This window comes from Pseudomonas sp. TZ252 (genome assembly GCF_056110345.1).
Map to the genome: position 1 here is coordinate 780,657 of NZ_CM148566.1, position 16,432 is coordinate 797,088.

Sequence of the window (16,432 nt, forward strand, 5' to 3'; positions counted from 1 at the left end):
TCCTCAGCGGTTTTCCAGGCTGGCTGCCCGAGCGTAGGGCAGCGCGCTCTCTGTACCACTGACGGCGGATTGTTGCACGTGCTGACGCAGGTAGATCGGCAGACGCTGCTCATGCCAGCGGGTATCGCTGGACGAGGAGTTGGTGATCACCTGCGGCGCCCCCTGCTCTTCGCTGTAGCCGGCCAGCACGGCCGGGCCTTTCACCTGAGGCAGGGCGATCTGCGGGGTGGTCCCCTGTTGCGCCATCTGCGGCAGGGCGTCGTTCTGGTTGTACAGACGCACGCCGGCCAGCACCGCCAGGGTCACCGAGGCAGCGACCGCCAGGCGACCGACCATCCGCCACGGTCCCTTCTCCGCTTTCGGCGGAGCGGCCTCGTCGGCCAGGGCAGCAGAGACCGCCGCAGCGATATCCAGCTTCGGCAGGGTAGGCTCGCGGTGCATGACGGACCGCGCCAACTGGTAACGCGACCAGGTGGAACGCAGCTCGGCATCCTCGCCGCAAGCTGCGAGCACCCGCCGCAACTCGAGTTCATCCGCTTCGTTATCCATCACAGCGGACAGAGTTTCCTGCAGGGCTTCACGACTCATAGCGATACCTCTCTTGGCATTTGCCGCTGTGTCAGGCTTCTCGCAACAAAGGCTGCAGAGCTTTGTCGATTGCTTCACGAGCGCGGAAGATCCGCGACCGTACCGTCCCCACCGGACACTGCATCACGGTGGCGATATCTTCGTAACTCAAACCCTCGAACTCGCGCAGGGTCAGGGCCGTGCGCAAATCCTCGGGCAACTGCTGGATGGTCTGGTGCACGGTGGCCTCGATCTCATCCCGCAACATCGCCCGTTCCGGCGACTCGATGTCCTTCAGGGCGTGGTCGCCCTCGAAGAACTCCGCATCCTCTGCGGTCACATCGCTGTCCGGTGGCCGACGCCCGCGAGCGACCAGGTGGTTCTTCGCGGTGTTGATGGCGATCCGATACAGCCAGGTATAAAAAGCACTATCGCCGCGGAAATTGCCTAGCGCACGGTATGCCTTGATGAAGGCTTCCTGCGCTACGTCCTGGGCTTCCTGGGCGTCGTGCACGAACCGCACGATCAATCCCAGTATCTTGTGCTGGTATTTCAGTACCAGCAGATCGAAAGCCCGCTTGTCTCCGCGCTGTACCCGTTCAACCAGTTGCTGATCCTGTTCCTGGGTTAGCATGAAAGCTCCTCTTCGAACCTGGAGGAGCTTCGAGCGTCCCAGCGAATCGTCTTGCCAAGATAGACTCGGGCTTCTTGCAAAAGTTCTCCCCTCCAAGCATGCGTCACGAGTTTTTTCCTCGCTCGTGACGTGCGGCCCCGGACATCGTGTCCGGGCCCCGCGAAAATGGATTGCATCGGGCTCAGGGCCCGGCCTCTGTGCCGCTGGGTAGGCCAACCGGACGAGGTCTTCAGGCATCCTGCTTTGGAACCGATGCGTCTAAGAAAGTTCCAGCACTACATCGCCCCGCTCTGATGACGCCTGCCGATGACAGGCCCGCAGCTCATCCGCCGGACCGGCAGCGGGGGTGCGCTATTGTGCCGCCAGGCCCTTCTATATACTAGGGCTCCACCACGGGGAAATGCGGGCATGAGCCAACATTATCAACACGATGTACTGGTCATCGGCAGCGGCGCCGCCGGCCTGAGTCTGGCCTTGACCCTTCCGGAACACCTGCGCATCGCCGTCCTCAGCAAGGGCGAACTGTCGCAGGGCTCGACCTACTGGGCCCAGGGCGGCGTGGCCGCCGTGCTGGACGATACCGACACCGTGGAATCCCACGTCGAGGACACCCTGGTCGCCGGTGGCGGCCTGTGCCGCGAGGATGCGGTGCGCTTCACCGTGGAGCATAGCCGCGAAGCGATCCAGTGGCTGATCGAACAGGGGGTGCCCTTCACCCGCGACGAGCAGCACAACCACGAGGAAGGCAGCTTCGAATACCACCTGACCCGCGAAGGCGGGCACAGCCACCGGCGCATCATCCATGCCGCCGACGCCACCGGCGCCGCGATCTTCAATACCTTGCTGGCCCAGGCCCGGCGGCGACCGAACATCGAGTTGCTGTCGCAGCGGGTGGCGGTCGACCTGATCACCGAGCGCAAGCTAGGCCTGCCGAGCAAGCGCTGCCTGGGCGCCTACGTGCTGAATCGGGAAAGCGGCGAAGTCGATACCTTCCGTGCCCGCTTCACCGTGCTGGCCTCCGGTGGCGCGAGCAAGGTCTACCTTTATACCAGCAATCCCGACGGCAACTCCGGCGACGGCATCGCCATGGCCTGGCGCGCCGGCTGCCGGGTCGGCAACCTGGAGTTCAACCAGTTCCACCCGACCTGCCTGTACCACCCGCAGGCCAAGAGTTTCCTCATCACCGAGGCATTGCGCGGCGAAGGCGCCCTGCTCCGCCTGCCCAATGGCGAGCGTTTCATGCCGCGCTTCGACCCGCGTGGCGAGCTGGCGCCCCGGGATATCGTGGCCCGCGCCATCGACCATGAAATGAAGCGTCTGGGGATCGACTGCGTCTACCTGGACATCAGCCACAAGCCGGCCGAGTTCATCAAGGCGCACTTCCCCACCGTCTACGAGCGCTGCCTGGACTTCGGCATCGACATTACCCAGCAACCGATCCCGGTAGTGCCGGCCGCTCACTATACCTGCGGCGGCGTGCTCGTCGACCAGCACGGGCATACCGACGTGCCGGGCCTCTACGCCATCGGCGAAACCACCTTCACCGGCCTGCACGGCGCCAACCGCATGGCCAGCAATTCGCTGCTGGAATGCTTCGTCTATGCCCGCTCTGCCGCCGCCGACATGCTCCAGCGCCTGCCCGGCACGCCCGTGCCGGAAAGCCTGCCGAGCTGGGACGCCAGCCAGGTCACCGACTCCGACGAGGACGTGATCATCGCGCACAACTGGGACGAACTGCGGCGTTTCATGTGGGACTACGTCGGTATCGTGCGCACCAACAAGCGCCTGCAGCGCGCCCAGCACCGGGTACGCCTGCTGCTCAGCGAGATCGACGAGTTCTACAGCAACTACAAGGTCAGCCGCGACCTGATCGAGTTGCGCAACCTGGCACTGGTCGCCGAACTGATCATCCGCTCGGCCATGCAGCGCCGCGAAAGCCGGGGCCTGCACTACACGCTGGATTATCCGGACCTGCTGCCCGAAGCCCGCGACACTATCCTGGTGCCGCCCATCTACGGCGACTGAAGCGCAGGCGGACACGCAGGCGCCGATGGCTGTCGGCGCCCAATGCATCGGCCGGGATACAGCAGCCAAGGATGCGCCAGCGGCCCGGCAGGCGCACGCGCAGTACGATCAGCCAGGGCAACGCCAGGCTGTCAGGGCGCAATTGCACCGCTTGCCAGCCGCTTCCGGCGCTCCACAGCTGCCAGCCCCGCTCGTCATGGCGCACGCCGCGGAAGGCCCGCGAGCCGCGCAGCAGTACCTGGCGGTACAGCCCCCAGGCACCGTAGGCCAGGCAGACCAGCGCAAGCGGCGGCTTCAGCCAGACCGGCAGCGCCGCCAGCAGGATCGACAGCAGCGCCAGGGCCCACAGTGCCAGGCTCGCCGCCAGCAGGATCGGAGAGACCCGCCAGCGGCATTCGAACGGCTCAATCCGGCTGGACACGGTCCAGGATCATCCGCACCATCCGCCGCAGGTCGGCGTCTTCCGGCTCGCCGCGCTGCATGAACCAACCGAACATGTCCTGGTCCTCGCACTCCAGCAGCTTGCGGAAGCGCGCCTGGTCCTCGGCGTCCAGGCCCGGGTAAACCTCCTGCACGAAAGGCACCAGCAGCACATCCAGTTCCAGCATGCCGCGACGGCTGTGCCAGTAGAGTCGTTTCAGTTCGGTTTCATCTGCCATGTTCGGGCTCCTCGAAAACGCCCGGCATTATAGGGCGGTTGCGCTCGAATGGCGCGGCCCGATGACGAGGCGTCGCTCTGCCGGCGTCCGCCCTTGGTCGTATTGCCCGGCAAACCAAGGGTATCCGCGCGGGACGCAGGCCCATGCCGACGGCGGCCTCGGAAGTGTCCGACAACCGTCAAGGCGGATGCGCCAGGCATTCTTGCCCGCTGACAAGCCTCGGACCGAGTTCTATGATGACGGTCCTGACTGACTGACCGCGCAGCATCGCAATGGCCGACCCCGCTTTCCACACCCCGCTAGTCCATGAAGGCATCCTCGCCGTCCGCGGCCCGGACGCCGCCAAGTTCCTCCAGGGCCAGCTGACCTGCAACCTCGCCTACCTGAACGACGAGACCTCCAGCCTCGGCGGCCGCTGCAACATCAAGGGCCGCCTGCTATCGAGCTTCCGCATCCTGCCCGAGGGCGACGGCCTGCTGCTGGCGATGGCCGGCGAGCTGCTCGAGGCCCAGTTGGCGGACCTGAAGAAATACGCCGTATTCTCCAAGGCCAGCCTTGCCGACGAGAGCGCAGCCTGGCTCCGCATAGGCTTGCGCGACGCCAGCGAGGCACTGCGCGCCCTGGGGATAGACACCCCGGCGGAGAGCGGCAGGATCGCCCGCCACGGCGACCTGCTCGCCGTCGCCCTGGGCGACGCCCGCGTCGAGCTATGGGTTCCGGCGCAGCGCGCCGAGGCGGTGCTTGCCACGCTCCGCGAGCACAGCCGCGAGGCGCCGCTCGACGATTGGCTGCTCGGCCAGGTGCGCGCAGGCATCGGCCAGGTGTTCGGCGCTACCCGCGAGCTGTTCATCCCACAGATGATCAACCTGCAGGCGGTCGGCGGGGTCAGCTTCAAGAAGGGCTGCTATACCGGCCAGGAAATCGTCGCCCGCATGCAGTATCTCGGCCGCCTCAAGCGCCGCCTGTATCGCCTGGCGCTGGACGCAGACGAGGTGCCGGCGCCCGGCACCGGGCTGTTCTCGCCAGTCCATTCCACCAGCGTCGGCGAAGTGGTACTGGCCGCCCGTACGCCGGAGAACAGCGTGGAATTGCTCGCCGTGCTGCAGGACGACGCCGTCGCCGACGGCCGGATCAGCCTCGGAAGCGCCGAAGGAGCGCCGCTCGTCCTCCTCAATCTGCCTTACACGCTGGACAGCGACCGCGAAATCCAGCGCTGACCGTAAACTGTGCCTCGCCGTCCGCGGACGGCCCGCCAGTATTCCCATGGCCGGTGCACGTAGAGCGTGCTCCGGCCATTGCGTTTTCAAAGGAAATGCCATGAGCAAGCTTGCCGACAAAGTCCAACAGGACCTGATCCGCGCCATCGATCAGGATGAACTGGTGCTGCCGACCCTGCCCGAGGTGGCCCTGCAGGTCCGTGAGGCAGCGGAAGACCCGGATGTCAGCATCCAGGCCCTGAGCAAGGTGATCGGCAACGACGCGGCGCTGACCGCGCGCATCATCCGCGTGGTGAACAGTCCGCTGCTGCGCAGCCCGAAGGAAATCACCGACCTGCAGATGGCGATCAGCCGGCTGGGCATCAACTACACCTGCAACCTGGCCACCGGCCTGGCCATGGAGCAGATGTTCCAGGCCACCACCGACGTGGTCGACCGCAAGATGCGCGAAGTCTGGAACAAGAGCACCGAGATCGCCGGCATCTGCCACGTGCTGGCCCGTCACTACACCCGCCTGGCGCCGGACCAGGCGACCCTGGCCGGACTGGTGCACCAGATCGGCGTGCTGCCGATCCTCACCTACGCCGAGGATCACAACGAGCTGCTGTCGGACTCCATCAGCCTGAGCCATGTGATCGAGCGCATCCATCCGCTGATCGGCGAGCGCATTCTCAAGGCCTGGGATTTCCCCGCGCCGATCGCCGAGGTCCCGCGCCAGCACCTGGACTTCACCCGCAACTCGCCGCGCGCGGACTATACCGACCTGGTCCAGGTCGCCACCCTGCAGAGCTACCTTGGCAGCGAGCATCCCTATACCCGCCTGGACTGGAGCCAGATCCCGGCGTTCGCCAAGCTCGGCCTCGAGCCGACCGTCGACATGAAGGAAGACGAGGACCTCTCCAGCGCCCTGGAAGCCGCCACCAGCATGCTGCAATAGACCCCGCCCTACTCCGCCGGGAAGCGCACCCGCACCAGCAAGCCGCCCAGTTCGCCCTGGTCGAGCTGGATCTGCGCCCGGTGCGCCCGGCAGACCTCGCCGACGATCGCCAGCCCCAGGCCGCTGCCGGGGCTGTCGCCGCGCCGGTAGAAGCGCTGGAAGACCCGCTCGCGGTCGGCGGCGGGAATTCCCGGACCATCGTCTTCCACTTCCAGCACGCCCCCCTCCAGCACCCTGAGGATCACGTTGCCGCCCTGCGGGGTGTGCGCCAGCGCGTTGTCCAGCAGGTTGCTGAGCAATTCGTTGAGCAGCGTCGGTTCACCCTGGATCCACACCGGCCCGGCGCTTTCCAGCGCCAGCGAGGCTCCCCGCGCATAGGCCAGCGGCGCCAGCGCCAGGCCCAGTTCCCGGGCCAGGGCGGTCAGGTCGATACGCTCGGCGCCACCCTCGGCAATGGCCTGGGCGCCGCTTTCGATGCGCGCCAGGGAGAGCAGCTGGTTGGCCAGGTGGATCAGGCGGTCGGTGTTCTTCGCCGTGGTCTCCAGGGTCGAACGCCAGGCTTCCGGCTCCTGCTCGCGCAGGCCCAGTTCCAGGCGCGCCTTGAGCGCCGCCAGCGGCGTGCGCAACTCGTGGGCGGCATCGGCGATGAAGTGCGACTGCCGCTCGAACAGGCTGCGCAGGCGCTGGGTGAAGTGGTTCAGCGACTCCACCAGCGGCCGCAATTCATGCTGGACCTCTAGCATCGGCAACGGCCGCAGGTCGTCCGGCTGGCGCTCTTCCACCTCGCGGCGCAGGCGATCCAGCGGACGCAGCGCGGCGCTCACCGCCAGCCACACCAGCACCAGCGCGCCGACGCCGAGGACGCCCAGGCGCAGCAGGGTATCGGTCATCAGGCTGCGCGCCATGCGCTCGCGGGCGCCTTCGGTCTCCGCCACGCGGATCTCCGCCATGCCGCTCATGCTCGGTTCGCTGACCGGTTGCAGCAGGCTCACCACGCGTACGTCGACGCCCTGGTAGACGCCGTCGTAGAACTTGGCCAGGGCCGGGTAGTCGTCGGTGCGCAGGGTATCGGCGGGTGCCGCCGGAAGATTCTCGTAGCCGGAGATCATCCGTCCGTGGATGTCGTTGACCTGGTAGAAGATCCGCCCGGCGCTGTCGTAGGCGAAGGTATCCAGTGCCACGTAGGGGACGTCGGCGCGCAGGGTGCCGTCCTTCTCGTAGAGCCCGTCGGCGATCGCCCGCGCCGAGGCCAGCAAGGTCCGGTCGTAGGCGGTGTCGGCCACCTCGCGACCGTTCCAGTAGGCGCTCAGGCCGCTCGCCAGGAGCACCAGCAGCAGGAGCAGGGCCAGCCACAGCAGCAGCCTTCCGCGCAGGCTGCCGGCATCAGTCACCCTGCGCCTCCAGCAGGTAGCCGAGGCCGCGGAAGGTGACGATGCGCACGGCGCCGCCTTCCAGCTTCTTGCGCAGGCGGTGGACGTAGATCTCGATGGCGTCGGCGCTGGCCTCCTCGTCCAGGCCGAAGACCTGGGCGGCCAGTTGCTCCTTGCTCATCACCCGCCCCGGACGGGCGATCATCGCTTCCAGCACCGCCTGTTCCCGCGAGGTCAGGGTCAGCGGCTGCTCGTCGAGGCTGAAGCGCCGGGTGCCGAGGTCGTAGACCAGGGCGCCGCAGCGCTGCAACTGTTCGCCACCGAGCACGCTGCGGCGCAGCAGGGCCTTGACCCGCGCCTCCAGCTCGGACAGTTCGAAAGGCTTTGCCAGGTAGTCGTCGGCGCCGAGATTGAGGCCGTGCACCCGGTCCTTCACCTCGCCGCGCGCAGTCAGCATCAGCACCGGCAGGGTCTTGCCGCGCCCGCGCAGGCGCGCCAGCACCTCGAAGCCGTCCATCCGCGGCAGGCCGACGTCGAGGATCGCCAGGGCGTACTCCTCGCTGGCCAGGGCCAGGTCGGCGGCCACCCCGTCCTGCAGCAGGTCTACCGTCCAGCCGGCGCCCTTGAGCGCCTGGACCACGCTTTCGGCGAGCTGCGGATGATCTTCCACCAGAAGGATGCGCATGGACGGTTCTCCACCACCGGATGAGGGCACAAGAGGCGAAGTGTACCGGGGAAAACCCTCCGGTAAATGGCTTCTCTGCCACCGGGGATTGCTGAAAGCCTGGCGAAAGCTTGGCGTCTTAGGATCAGTCGATGGACGGCGCAGATCGTCCGCCAAAACGCCCTGCAGCGTGGTGCTCGGCGTACAAGAACAAGAATCGGAGACCACTGCATGTCGACTTCCCTGCCGCAGGCCGCAAGGTCTGTACGTTCGTCCCGCAGCACCACCCTGACCACCACCGCCGTCGTGCTCGCCGGCATCGCGCCCCTGGGCAACGCCGCCGGCTTCCTCGAAGACAGCAAGGCCAGCCTGGAAACCCGCAACTTCTACATGAACCGCGACTTCCGCGACGGCCCCGGCCAGTCCAAGCGCGAGGAGTGGGCGCAAGGCTTCATCCTCAACCTGCAGTCCGGCTACACCCAGGGCACCGTCGGCTTCGGCCTCGACGCCATGGGCATGCTCGGCGTCAAGCTCGACTCCGGCCGCGGCCGCAGCGGTACCGGACTGCTGCCGAAGGATTCCGACGGCCGCGCGCCGGACACCTACTCGAAACTGGGCCTGACCGCCAAGGTCAAGGTCTCGCAGAGCGAGCTGAAGGTCGGCACGCTGATTCCGAAGCTGCCATCGGTACAACCGAACAACGGGCGGATCTTCCCGCAGATATTCGAAGGCGCGCTGCTCACCTCGAAGGAGATCAAGGACCTCGGCTTCACCGCCGGGCGCCTGGAAAAGACCAAGATCCGCGACTCCAGCGACTCCGAGGACCTCGCGCTGAACGACAAGAACGGCCGCTTCGCCGGGGTCAGCGCCGATCACTTCGACCTCGGCGGACTGGACTACAAGCTCACCGACCAACTCACCGCCAGCTATCACTACAGCAACCTGCAGGACGTCTACCGCCAGCACTTCGTCGGCCTGCTGCACAGCTGGCCGATCGGTCCCGGCGAACTGACCAGCGACCTGCGCTTCGCCCGCAGCACCGACAGCGGCTCGGCCAAGGCCGGCGGCATCGACAACAAGTCGCTCAACGGCATGTTCACCTACAGCCTTGGCAACCATGCCTTCGGTGCGGCCTGGCAGCGAATGAACGGCGACGACGCCTTCCCCTACCTGGAAGGCAGCAACCCGTACCTGGTCAACTTCGTCCAGGTCAACGACTTCGCCGGCCCCAAGGAGCGCTCCTGGCAACTGCGCTACGACTACGACTTCGTCGGCCTCGGCATTCCCGGCCTGACCTTCATGACCCGCTACGTCAAGGGCGACAATGTCGAACTCGCCGGGCAGCGCGGCGAAGGCCGCGAATGGGAACGCAACACCGAACTGCAGTACGTGTTCCAGAGCGGCGCGCTGAAGAACCTCGGAATCCGCTGGCGCAACGCGACCTTCCGTTCCAATTTCACCCGCGACATCGATGAGAACCGCCTGATCGTCAGCTATACCCTGCCGATCTGGTAAGCCAGAACAAGAACTCCACAGGAGCACCGATGATGATGAAACTGTCTTTTCGTCCCCTCGCCTTGGTTGCCGCCGGCCTGCTGCTGGCCGGCGCCGCCGTGGCCGAACCCAAGCGTCCCGAATGCATCGCCCCGGCGTCCCCCGGCGGCGGTTTCGACCTCACCTGCAAGCTGGCCCAGAGCGCCCTGGTCGAGGCCAAGCTGCTGAGCAAGCCGATGCGCGTCACCTACATGCCCGGCGGCGTCGGCGCGGTCGCCTATAACGCGGTGGTCGCCCAACGCCCGGGCGACGCCGGCACCATCACCGCCTTCTCCAGCGGCTCGCTGCTGAACCTGGCCCAGGGCAAGTTCGGCCGCTTCGACGAGAACGCGGTGAAATGGCTGGCCGCCATCGGCACCAGCTACGGCGCCATCGCAGTGCGCACCGACTCGCCCTACAAGAACCTCGACGACCTGGTGAAGGCGCTCAAGGCCGACCCGAGCAAGGTGGTGATCGGCTCCGGCGGCACCGTCGGCAGCCAGGACTGGATGCAGACCGCGCTGATCGCCAAGGCCGCCGGGATCAATCCGCGCGACCTGCGCTACGTGGCCCTGGAAGGCGGCGGCGAGATCGCCACCGCGCTGCTCGGCGGGCACATCCAGGTCGGCAGCACCGACATTTCCGACTCCATGCCGCACATCCTCAGCGGCGACATGCGCCTGCTCGCGGTGTTCTCCGAAGAACGCCTGCCAGAGGCGGCGATGGCCAACATCCCCACCGCCAAGGAACAGGGCTACGACATCGTCTGGCCGGTGGTTCGCGGGTTCTACCTCGGGCCGAAGGTCAGCGACGAAGACTACGCCTGGTGGAAGAACGCCTTCGACCAACTGCTGGCCTCCGAGGACTTCGCCAAGCTGCGCGACCAGCGCGAGCTGTTCCCCTTCGCCATGACCGGCGAGGAACTCGACGGCTACGTGAAGCAGCAGGTCCAGCAGTACAAGCAACTGGCCAAGGACTTCGGCCTGATCCAGTAAGCCAGCCCGCGCGCGGCCGGACCCCGGCCGCGCCACGAGGATCGTCCCATGACCCGTTCCAACCTGTACCAGCGCCTGTTCGCCGGGCTCTGGCTGCTCGCCTGCGTCGGCCTGGCGGTCGCCGGCTGGCGTTACCAGGCGCCGTTTTCCTACGAACCGGTCGGCCCGCGCGCCTACCCGCTGCTCTGCCTGGCGCTGATGGGCGCCGGCCTGGCGTGGCTGATCGCGCGGCCGACGCCGATCCGCCACGCCGAGGACGAACAACCGCTGGGCGGCGCCGTGCTGCTCAAGGTGCTCGCCTGCATCGCCCTGCTGCTGGTGTTCGCCGGCCTGTTCGAAACGCTCGGCTTCATCCTCAGCGCCGCCCTGGTCGGCTCCTGCATGGCCATTCTCTACGGCGCCCGGCCAATCCCTGCGGTGGTCACCGCGAGCCTGCTCGGGATCGGCCTCTACTGGCTGTTCGACCGCGCCCTGGACGTCCCGCTGCCGCTGGGCGTTCTCGACTTCCTGCCGCTGTGAGGACTTCGTGATGGAAACCTTGAACTACCTCGGCCAGGGCTTCGGCGTCGCGATGACGCCGACCAACCTGATCACCGCGCTGATCGGCACCCTGATCGGCACCATCGTAGGCCTGCTGCCAGGCCTCGGTCCGATCAACGGCGTGGCACTGCTGATCCCGGTGGCCTTCGCCCTCGGCCTGCCGCCGGAAACCGCGCTGATCCTGCTCGCCGCCGTATACCTGGGCTGCGAATACGGCGGGCGGATCAGCTCGATCCTGCTCAACATCCCCGGCGAAGCCTCGACCGTGATGACCACCCTCGACGGCTACCCGATGGCACGCAAGGGCCTGGCCGGCGTGGCCCTGTCGCTGTCGGCCTGGAGTTCGTTCATTGGCGCTTTCATCGCCACCTGCGGGATGGTCCTGTTCGCCCCGCTGCTGGCCAAGTGGGCGATCGCCTTCGGTCCGGCGGAATATTTCGTGCTGATGGTGTTCGCCATCGTCTGCCTCGGCGGGATGGCCGGCGACCGCCCGCTGAAGACCCTGCTGGCGGCGCTGCTCGGGCTGTTCCTGTCGAGCGTCGGGATCGACGCCAACAGCGGCGTGTACCGCTTCACCGGGGACAGCATCCACCTCGCCGACGGCATCCAGTTCGTGGTCCTGGTGCTGGGCCTGTTCTCGGTCAGCGAGATCCTCCTGCTGCTGGAGAAGACCCACCACGGCCAGGAGGCGGTGAAAGCCACCGGACGCATGCTGTTCAACTTCAAGGAGGCCGCCAGCGTATTCCTGGTCAACCTGCGCTGCGGTCTGCTCGGTTTCGTCATGGGCGTACTGCCCGGCGCCGGCGCGACCCTGGCAAGCGCGGTGGCCTATATGACCGAGAAGAAGCTGGCCGGTGCCAAGGGCGAGTTCGGCAAGGGCGACATGCGCGGCCTGGCCGCTCCCGAGACCGCCATCGGCGCCTCCGCCTGCGGCGCCATGGTGCCGATGCTGACCCTCGGCGTGCCCGGCTCGGGTACCACTGCGGTGATGATCGGCGCCCTGACCCTGTACAACATCACTCCCGGCCCGCTGCTGTTCCAGCAGCAACCGGACATCGTCTGGGGCCTGATCGCCTCGCTGTTCATCGCCAACGTCATGCTGATCATCCTCAACGTGCCGATGGTCCGCGTATTCACCCGCATCCTCGCGGTGCCGAACTGGGCCCTGGTGCCGGCCATCGCGATCATCACCGGGATCGGCGTGTACGGCGTGCATGCGACCACCTTCGACCTGTTCCTGATGGTCGGCATCGGCGTGATCGGCTATATCCTGCGCAAGCTCGACTTCCCGCTCTCGCCGCTGCTGCTGGGCTTCATCCTCGGTGGACTGATGGAGCAGAACCTGCGCCGCGCGCTGTCGATCTCCAACGGTGAACTGGGCATCCTCTGGTCGAGCCCGATCAGCCTGGTGACCTGGGCGCTGGTGGTGGTAATGCTGCTGTTGCCGCTGGTCCGCGCCTGGCGCCGCCGCGTGGCCCGTCGCGCGACAGGGCTGGCCGATGCCTGAGCGCGTCACCTGGAGGCTGTACTGGGCGACGCCGCTGGTGGGCGCCCTTGGCGGCTGGCTGGCAAGCCTGGTCGGCTGGCCGCTGCCGTGGATGATCGGCTCGCTGCTTGCGGTGATGCTGGTGCGTTGCCTGGCCGACCTGCCGCTGGCCGAAGTGCCGGGGGCACGCAAGTGCGGGCAATGGATCGTCGGCATCGGCATCGGCCTGCACTTCACCCCGGCAGTGATCGAGCAAGTGCTGGCGCATAGCGTGATCATCGTCTTCGGCGCCGTGGCCACCACGCTTTCCAGCGTGCTGGCGATCGCCTTCATGCGCCGCAGCGGCGAGGACCGCGCCACCGCGTTCTTCGCCAGCATGCCCGGTGGTGCCAGCGAGATGGTCAACCTCGGGCAGCGCCACGGCGCGGTGCTCAGCCGCGTCGCCGCAGCGCAGAGCCTGCGCCTGTTGCTGGTCGTGCTGCTGGTGCCGGCGGCGTTCCAGTACCTGCTCGGCGGCGGCCAGCCAGGCCCGCACCAGGCCGCGCCGGTGGACTGGCACTGGCTGGCCCTGCTGTTCCCGGCCGGGGCGCTGGTCGCGCTGGGCTGGCAGAAGTTGCGCCAACCCAATCCCTGGCTGCTCGGCCCGCTGTTGCTGGCGGCCGGCGTCAGCCTCGGCTTCGACCTGCATATCGGCCTGCCGGCCGGTTCCAGCGGCGTCGGCCAATGGCTGATCGGCAGCGCCCTGGGTTGCCATTTCAACCGCAGTTTCTTCCGCAGCGCTCCAGCCTTCGTCAGTCGTACCCTGGTCTGCACGCTGTGGATGATGTTCGCCGCGGCGCTCGCCGCCGAGTTGCTCGGCTGGCTGACCACCCTCGACCACCAGTCGCTGATGCTCGGCATGATGCCCGGCGGCATCGCCGAGCTGAGCCTGACCGCCGAAGCCTTGCAGCTCTCGGTGCCGCTGGTCACCGCCTTGCAGGTACTGAGGCTATTGCTGGTGCTGTTCCTCGCCGAGCCGTGCTTCCGCTACTGGAGGAAGCGCGCCGGCTGATCGAGCCACGCCGCCACACTGGATGTGTGGCGTTTTCCAGCCCGCCTCGTGCGGGCTTTTTTTTCCGGGCGCGGTCAGAGGCACACAGCGGCGCCCACCATGTGAAGAGCTGGGCGACAGCGGCCTTCAGAGGTCCGGCAGCGACCAGTCGATAGGCGTCTTGCCGTTCTGCTCGAGGAACTTGTTGGTGCGGCTGAAGTGGCCGTTGCCGAGGAAACCGCGGTAGGCCGACAACGGCGACGGGTGCGCCGACTTGAGAATCAGGTGGCGCTGCGGGTCGATCAGCTTCTGCTTGCTCTGCGCGTGGCTGCCCCAGAGCAGGAACACCAGGCGCTCGCAACGCTCGTTGACCACCTCGATGACGCGGTCGGTGAACGGCTGCCAGCCGGCATTGGCGTGGGAGCCGGCCTTGGCCTGCTCGACGGTCAGGGAGGTATTGAGCAACAGCACGCCCTGCTCCGCCCAGCGCTGCAGGTAGCCGTTGTTGGGAATCGGGATGTTCAGGTCGCGGTTGAGTTCCTTGTAGATGTTCTGCAAGGACGGCGGCGTCGGCACGCCGGGCTGCACCGAGAAGCACAGGCCGTGGGCCTGGCCTGGTCCGTGGTAGGGATCCTGGCCGATGATCACCACCTTGACGTTCTCCAGCGGCGTGGTGTTCAGCGCGTTGAAGATCAATGGCCCGGGCGGAAAGATCACCTTGCCGGCGGCCTTCTCCTGGCGCAGGAACTCGCCCAGTTGCTTCATGTAGGGCTTGTCGAATTCCTCGCGCAGCGCTTCCTTCCAACTCGCCTCGAGCTTGATGCGGTCGTCGTTATCGGTCATGGAACCCCCTGTCTCGGTACTGAAAAAGTCGTCCGGCCTTTTTCAGAAGGTCGCCGACAGCCTGTGGCCGCGGAACCGTAGAAAAGCCCGCCGCGCTTGTCAATCTCGGGACAGGCGGGCCTCTTCCACCGGATACTTCACGCGCACCCGGTTGCGGTACAGGCACTCGCTGGCCAGCAGGGTGCCGGCCTGGCCCTTTTCCCGGATGTCGCGCCAGATCTCGTTGAGCCTCAGCACCGCATCGCCGTCGCGGACAAAGCGCTGTGCCCTCTCATAGACGTGGTAGCGCACAGGGCGCGGCGCGCTGCACAGCAGTTCGCCTTCCAGTTGGTGGGCGGCGATATGGAAGCGCAGCTGGAAGGTATCCGCCGTCGGATTGTGCAGCACCAGGTCGATGAAGTTGTAGAAGATCGCCGCGCCCGAGCCGAACGGCAGGATCCGTCCCTCGTCGGGAAACGGGTCGAAGCTGTGGTTGGCCCGCTCCACCACGCGCAGCGGGGAATGCAGGGCCATCCAGTGGATCAGGTTGCTCAGTTGGCAGATGCCGCCGCCGATTCCGCTGCGCGCCTCGCCGAAGGACAACTCCATACCTTCGACGAAGCCACGCCGGGCGCTGGGCCGACCGACCAGCCGGCAGAACGAGAAGTACTCGCCGGGGCCGATGCTCACGCCGTTCATGCAGTCCACCGCCAAGCGCAGGTTGACCACCTTGTTGCGTTGCAGGGCGAGGTCGCTGTCGCCGAGGCGGCGGATCAACTTCGAGGTGTGCTTGATGTAGCGGTACGGCAGGCGCTCGTCGACCGATGGCAACCGCACGTAGCGACGGCCGCCAAGACGCCAGCGGCAGTGCCGCCAGAGACGTCGTTGCCAGACCCGCAGCCAGTAGAGCCAGGGGTGGTAGAGCGATAGGGGTTTGCGCATCGACGATCCTTGTCGGTCTCGGCCCACGGGCAGGATGCAGCATTATGCCCGGAGCACTAGCCCTGGTGCAGCGCCCGGTAGTGACTGGGCGCCATGCCCACCACCTTGCGGAACAGCCGCGAGAAGTAATAGGGATCGGCGTAGCCGAGCTGCTCGGCGATCTGCCGCACCTCCAGCGCGCCCTCGTCGAGCAGGCGGCAGGCATGGGCCATCTTCATCTGGATGAAATCCTGGATCGGCGCCTGGCCGGTCAGGGCGCGATAGGTCTTGGCGAAATGGAAGCGCGACAGCTTGAACTGCGCCGCCAGCTCGTCGAGGTTGAGGCTGTCGTGCAGGTGCGCGCGCATCAGCGCCTGCACCGCGTCGATGTCCAGCACCCGTCCGGATTTCAGGCTGGCCCGCGCCGGACGCACCGCCAGCGAGGTGAGCAGGCCCTGCAACAGGTGCGCGGCATGGATGAAGTGCGGCAGGCTGAGGCCCTGGCGACGCAGCGCCAGCAGCGCATCGAACTCCGCCAGCAGGCGCGGCTGCATGCCCAGGCGCAGGCGCGGGGCGCTGCCCAGCGGACGCAGGAAATCCTCCGCCAGTCCGCCTTCGAAATGTACCCAGTAGATGCTCCAGGGCCGCTGCGAGTCGGCGCCGTAGGCATGTTCCCGGCCCTTGGGCAGGACCAGCAGGTCGCCGCCGCCGACCTCAACGCGCTCGCCGGCACACTCCAGCCAGCCGCGTCCGGCCCGGCAGTAGATCAACAGGTTGTCGTCCGGCGCGCGCCGCTGCATGTGGTGGCCATGCGCCTCCGGATAGTAACCGAGGGCCAGCGGGTAGCAGGCCTGGCCGAGCGGATGGCGGGCCAGGGCGCGACGCAGGCGGGGCGGCGTGATGAAACGCACCCCCTGGTTGGGCAGGGGCCAGGCGGAGGTCTGTACGGAACGCTTCACGGCGACGCGACTCGGTAGTCTGAATCCCAAGATCGTCCATCCCTTGCGCAAGATCGTCAATCCACAGGCGGCT

At 66.9% G+C, this 16,432-nt stretch carries 17 protein-coding genes; 8 read left to right on the forward strand and 9 right to left on the reverse strand.

The features are described from left to right. Positions 1–3 precede the first annotated feature (3 nt). A complete protein-coding gene (mucA, locus tag ACYAF3_RS03620) occupies positions 4–588 on the reverse strand; it encodes an anti-sigma factor MucA (RefSeq protein WP_003101958.1) in 585 nt (194 codons plus the stop codon). A gap of 31 nt (positions 589–619) precedes the next feature. After that, positions 620–1,201, reverse strand: coding sequence for an RNA polymerase sigma factor RpoE/AlgU (rpoE, locus tag ACYAF3_RS03625; RefSeq protein ID WP_003085543.1), 582 nt, complete (start codon positions 1,199–1,201; stop codon positions 620–622). Between the two features lie 408 nt (positions 1,202–1,609). Between rpoE and nadB the strand changes: the two genes are divergently transcribed. Then, positions 1,610–3,226, forward strand: coding sequence for an L-aspartate oxidase (gene nadB / locus ACYAF3_RS03630; protein ID WP_003101954.1), 1,617 nt, complete (start codon positions 1,610–1,612; stop codon positions 3,224–3,226). Here the strand turns inward: nadB and ACYAF3_RS03635 are convergent. Further along, positions 3,195–3,647 carry a protein YgfX gene (locus ACYAF3_RS03635; protein ID WP_003114181.1) on the reverse strand — a complete coding sequence of 151 codons (453 nt, stop codon included), beginning with the start codon at positions 3,645–3,647 and terminating at the stop codon, positions 3,195–3,197. The genes nadB and ACYAF3_RS03635 overlap by 32 nt on opposite strands. Continuing rightward, a complete protein-coding gene (locus ACYAF3_RS03640) occupies positions 3,631–3,885 on the reverse strand; it encodes an FAD assembly factor SdhE (protein ID WP_003085532.1) in 255 nt (84 codons plus the stop codon). The genes ACYAF3_RS03635 and ACYAF3_RS03640 overlap by 17 nt, the downstream gene beginning before the upstream one ends. 272 nt (positions 3,886–4,157) lie before the next feature. Between ACYAF3_RS03640 and ygfZ the strand changes: the two genes are divergently transcribed. Continuing rightward, complete coding sequence (ygfZ, locus tag ACYAF3_RS03645; protein ID WP_003101947.1) at positions 4,158–5,102, forward strand: CAF17-like 4Fe-4S cluster assembly/insertion protein YgfZ; 945 nt, start codon at positions 4,158–4,160, stop codon at positions 5,100–5,102. Between the two features lie 100 nt (positions 5,103–5,202). Further along, positions 5,203–6,039 (forward strand): HDOD domain-containing protein, encoded by an 837-nt coding sequence (locus tag ACYAF3_RS03650; RefSeq protein WP_003085528.1) that lies wholly within the window; start codon positions 5,203–5,205, stop codon positions 6,037–6,039. 8 nt (positions 6,040–6,047) lie between these two features. Here the strand turns inward: ACYAF3_RS03650 and ACYAF3_RS03655 are convergent, their stop codons facing one another. Both ACYAF3_RS03655 and ACYAF3_RS03660 read right to left on the reverse strand, forming a co-directional pair. Next, entirely contained in the window at positions 6,048–7,430 is a 1,383-nt protein-coding gene (locus tag ACYAF3_RS03655; protein ID WP_010793854.1) for a sensor histidine kinase, read from the reverse strand. After that, complete coding sequence (locus ACYAF3_RS03660; protein WP_003085524.1) at positions 7,423–8,094, reverse strand: response regulator; 672 nt, start codon at positions 8,092–8,094, stop codon at positions 7,423–7,425. Before ACYAF3_RS03660 ends, ACYAF3_RS03655 begins: the two co-directional genes overlap by 8 nt. Before the next feature lie 210 nt (positions 8,095–8,304). Here ACYAF3_RS03660 and ACYAF3_RS03665 point away from each other — a divergent pair, with 210 nt between their 5' ends. From ACYAF3_RS03665 to ACYAF3_RS03685, 5 genes are read left to right on the forward strand one after another with little or no spacing between them, the layout of a single operon-like run. After that, entirely contained in the window at positions 8,305–9,588 is a 1,284-nt protein-coding gene (locus tag ACYAF3_RS03665; protein WP_003116508.1) for an OprD family porin, read from the forward strand. A gap of 29 nt (positions 9,589–9,617) precedes the next feature. Beyond that, complete coding sequence (locus ACYAF3_RS03670) at positions 9,618–10,601, forward strand: tripartite tricarboxylate transporter substrate binding protein (RefSeq protein WP_003085519.1); 984 nt, start codon at positions 9,618–9,620, stop codon at positions 10,599–10,601. A 48-nt stretch (positions 10,602–10,649) separates the two neighbouring features. Further along, entirely contained in the window at positions 10,650–11,120 is a 471-nt protein-coding gene (locus tag ACYAF3_RS03675; protein ID WP_003101933.1) for a tripartite tricarboxylate transporter TctB family protein, read from the forward strand. 10 nt (positions 11,121–11,130) lie between these two features. Next, complete coding sequence (locus ACYAF3_RS03680; protein ID WP_003116509.1) at positions 11,131–12,648, forward strand: tripartite tricarboxylate transporter permease; 1,518 nt, start codon at positions 11,131–11,133, stop codon at positions 12,646–12,648. Continuing rightward, a complete protein-coding gene (locus tag ACYAF3_RS03685; protein ID WP_003114172.1) occupies positions 12,641–13,678 on the forward strand; it encodes an AbrB family transcriptional regulator in 1,038 nt (345 codons plus the stop codon). Before ACYAF3_RS03680 ends, ACYAF3_RS03685 begins: the two co-directional genes overlap by 8 nt. Positions 13,679–13,804: 126 nt before the next feature. Here the strand turns inward: ACYAF3_RS03685 and ung are convergent, their stop codons facing one another. From ung to ACYAF3_RS03700, 3 genes are all read right to left on the reverse strand, one after another. Next, positions 13,805–14,500, reverse strand: a complete 696-nt coding sequence (ung, locus tag ACYAF3_RS03690; protein ID WP_003106436.1) for a uracil-DNA glycosylase — start codon at positions 14,498–14,500, stop codon at positions 13,805–13,807. 99 nt (positions 14,501–14,599) lie between these two features. Next, a complete protein-coding gene (locus ACYAF3_RS03695) occupies positions 14,600–15,421 on the reverse strand; it encodes a VanW family protein (protein WP_003114171.1) in 822 nt (273 codons plus the stop codon). Between the two features lie 56 nt (positions 15,422–15,477). Next, complete coding sequence (locus ACYAF3_RS03700) at positions 15,478–16,359, reverse strand: AraC family transcriptional regulator (protein WP_003106441.1); 882 nt, start codon at positions 16,357–16,359, stop codon at positions 15,478–15,480. Positions 16,360–16,432: the final 73 nt, after the last annotated feature.

Excerpts from the sequence above, each read along its gene's own strand:
- mucA (WP_003101958.1), bottom strand. The coding sequence starts at position 588 with ATGAGTCGTGAAGCCCTGCAGGAAACTCTGTCCGCTGTGATGGATAAC.
- rpoE (WP_003085543.1), bottom strand. The coding sequence starts at position 1,201 with ATGCTAACCCAGGAACAGGATCAGCAACTGGTTGAACGGGTACAGCGC.
- nadB (WP_003101954.1), top strand. The coding sequence starts at position 1,610 with ATGAGCCAACATTATCAACACGATGTACTGGTCATCGGCAGCGGCGCC.
- ACYAF3_RS03640 (WP_003085532.1), bottom strand. The coding sequence starts at position 3,885 with ATGGCAGATGAAACCGAACTGAAACGACTCTACTGGCACAGCCGTCGC.
- ygfZ (WP_003101947.1), top strand. The coding sequence starts at position 4,158 with ATGGCCGACCCCGCTTTCCACACCCCGCTAGTCCATGAAGGCATCCTC.
- ACYAF3_RS03650 (WP_003085528.1), top strand. The coding sequence starts at position 5,203 with ATGAGCAAGCTTGCCGACAAAGTCCAACAGGACCTGATCCGCGCCATC.
- ACYAF3_RS03660 (WP_003085524.1), bottom strand. The coding sequence starts at position 8,094 with ATGCGCATCCTTCTGGTGGAAGATCATCCGCAGCTCGCCGAAAGCGTG.
- ACYAF3_RS03665 (WP_003116508.1), top strand. The coding sequence starts at position 8,305 with ATGTCGACTTCCCTGCCGCAGGCCGCAAGGTCTGTACGTTCGTCCCGC.
- ACYAF3_RS03670 (WP_003085519.1), top strand. The coding sequence starts at position 9,618 with ATGATGATGAAACTGTCTTTTCGTCCCCTCGCCTTGGTTGCCGCCGGC.
- ACYAF3_RS03675 (WP_003101933.1), top strand. The coding sequence starts at position 10,650 with ATGACCCGTTCCAACCTGTACCAGCGCCTGTTCGCCGGGCTCTGGCTG.
- ACYAF3_RS03680 (WP_003116509.1), top strand. The coding sequence starts at position 11,131 with ATGGAAACCTTGAACTACCTCGGCCAGGGCTTCGGCGTCGCGATGACG.
- ACYAF3_RS03685 (WP_003114172.1), top strand. The coding sequence starts at position 12,641 with ATGCCTGAGCGCGTCACCTGGAGGCTGTACTGGGCGACGCCGCTGGTG.
- ung (WP_003106436.1), bottom strand. The coding sequence starts at position 14,500 with ATGACCGATAACGACGACCGCATCAAGCTCGAGGCGAGTTGGAAGGAA.
- ACYAF3_RS03695 (WP_003114171.1), bottom strand. The coding sequence starts at position 15,421 with ATGCGCAAACCCCTATCGCTCTACCACCCCTGGCTCTACTGGCTGCGG.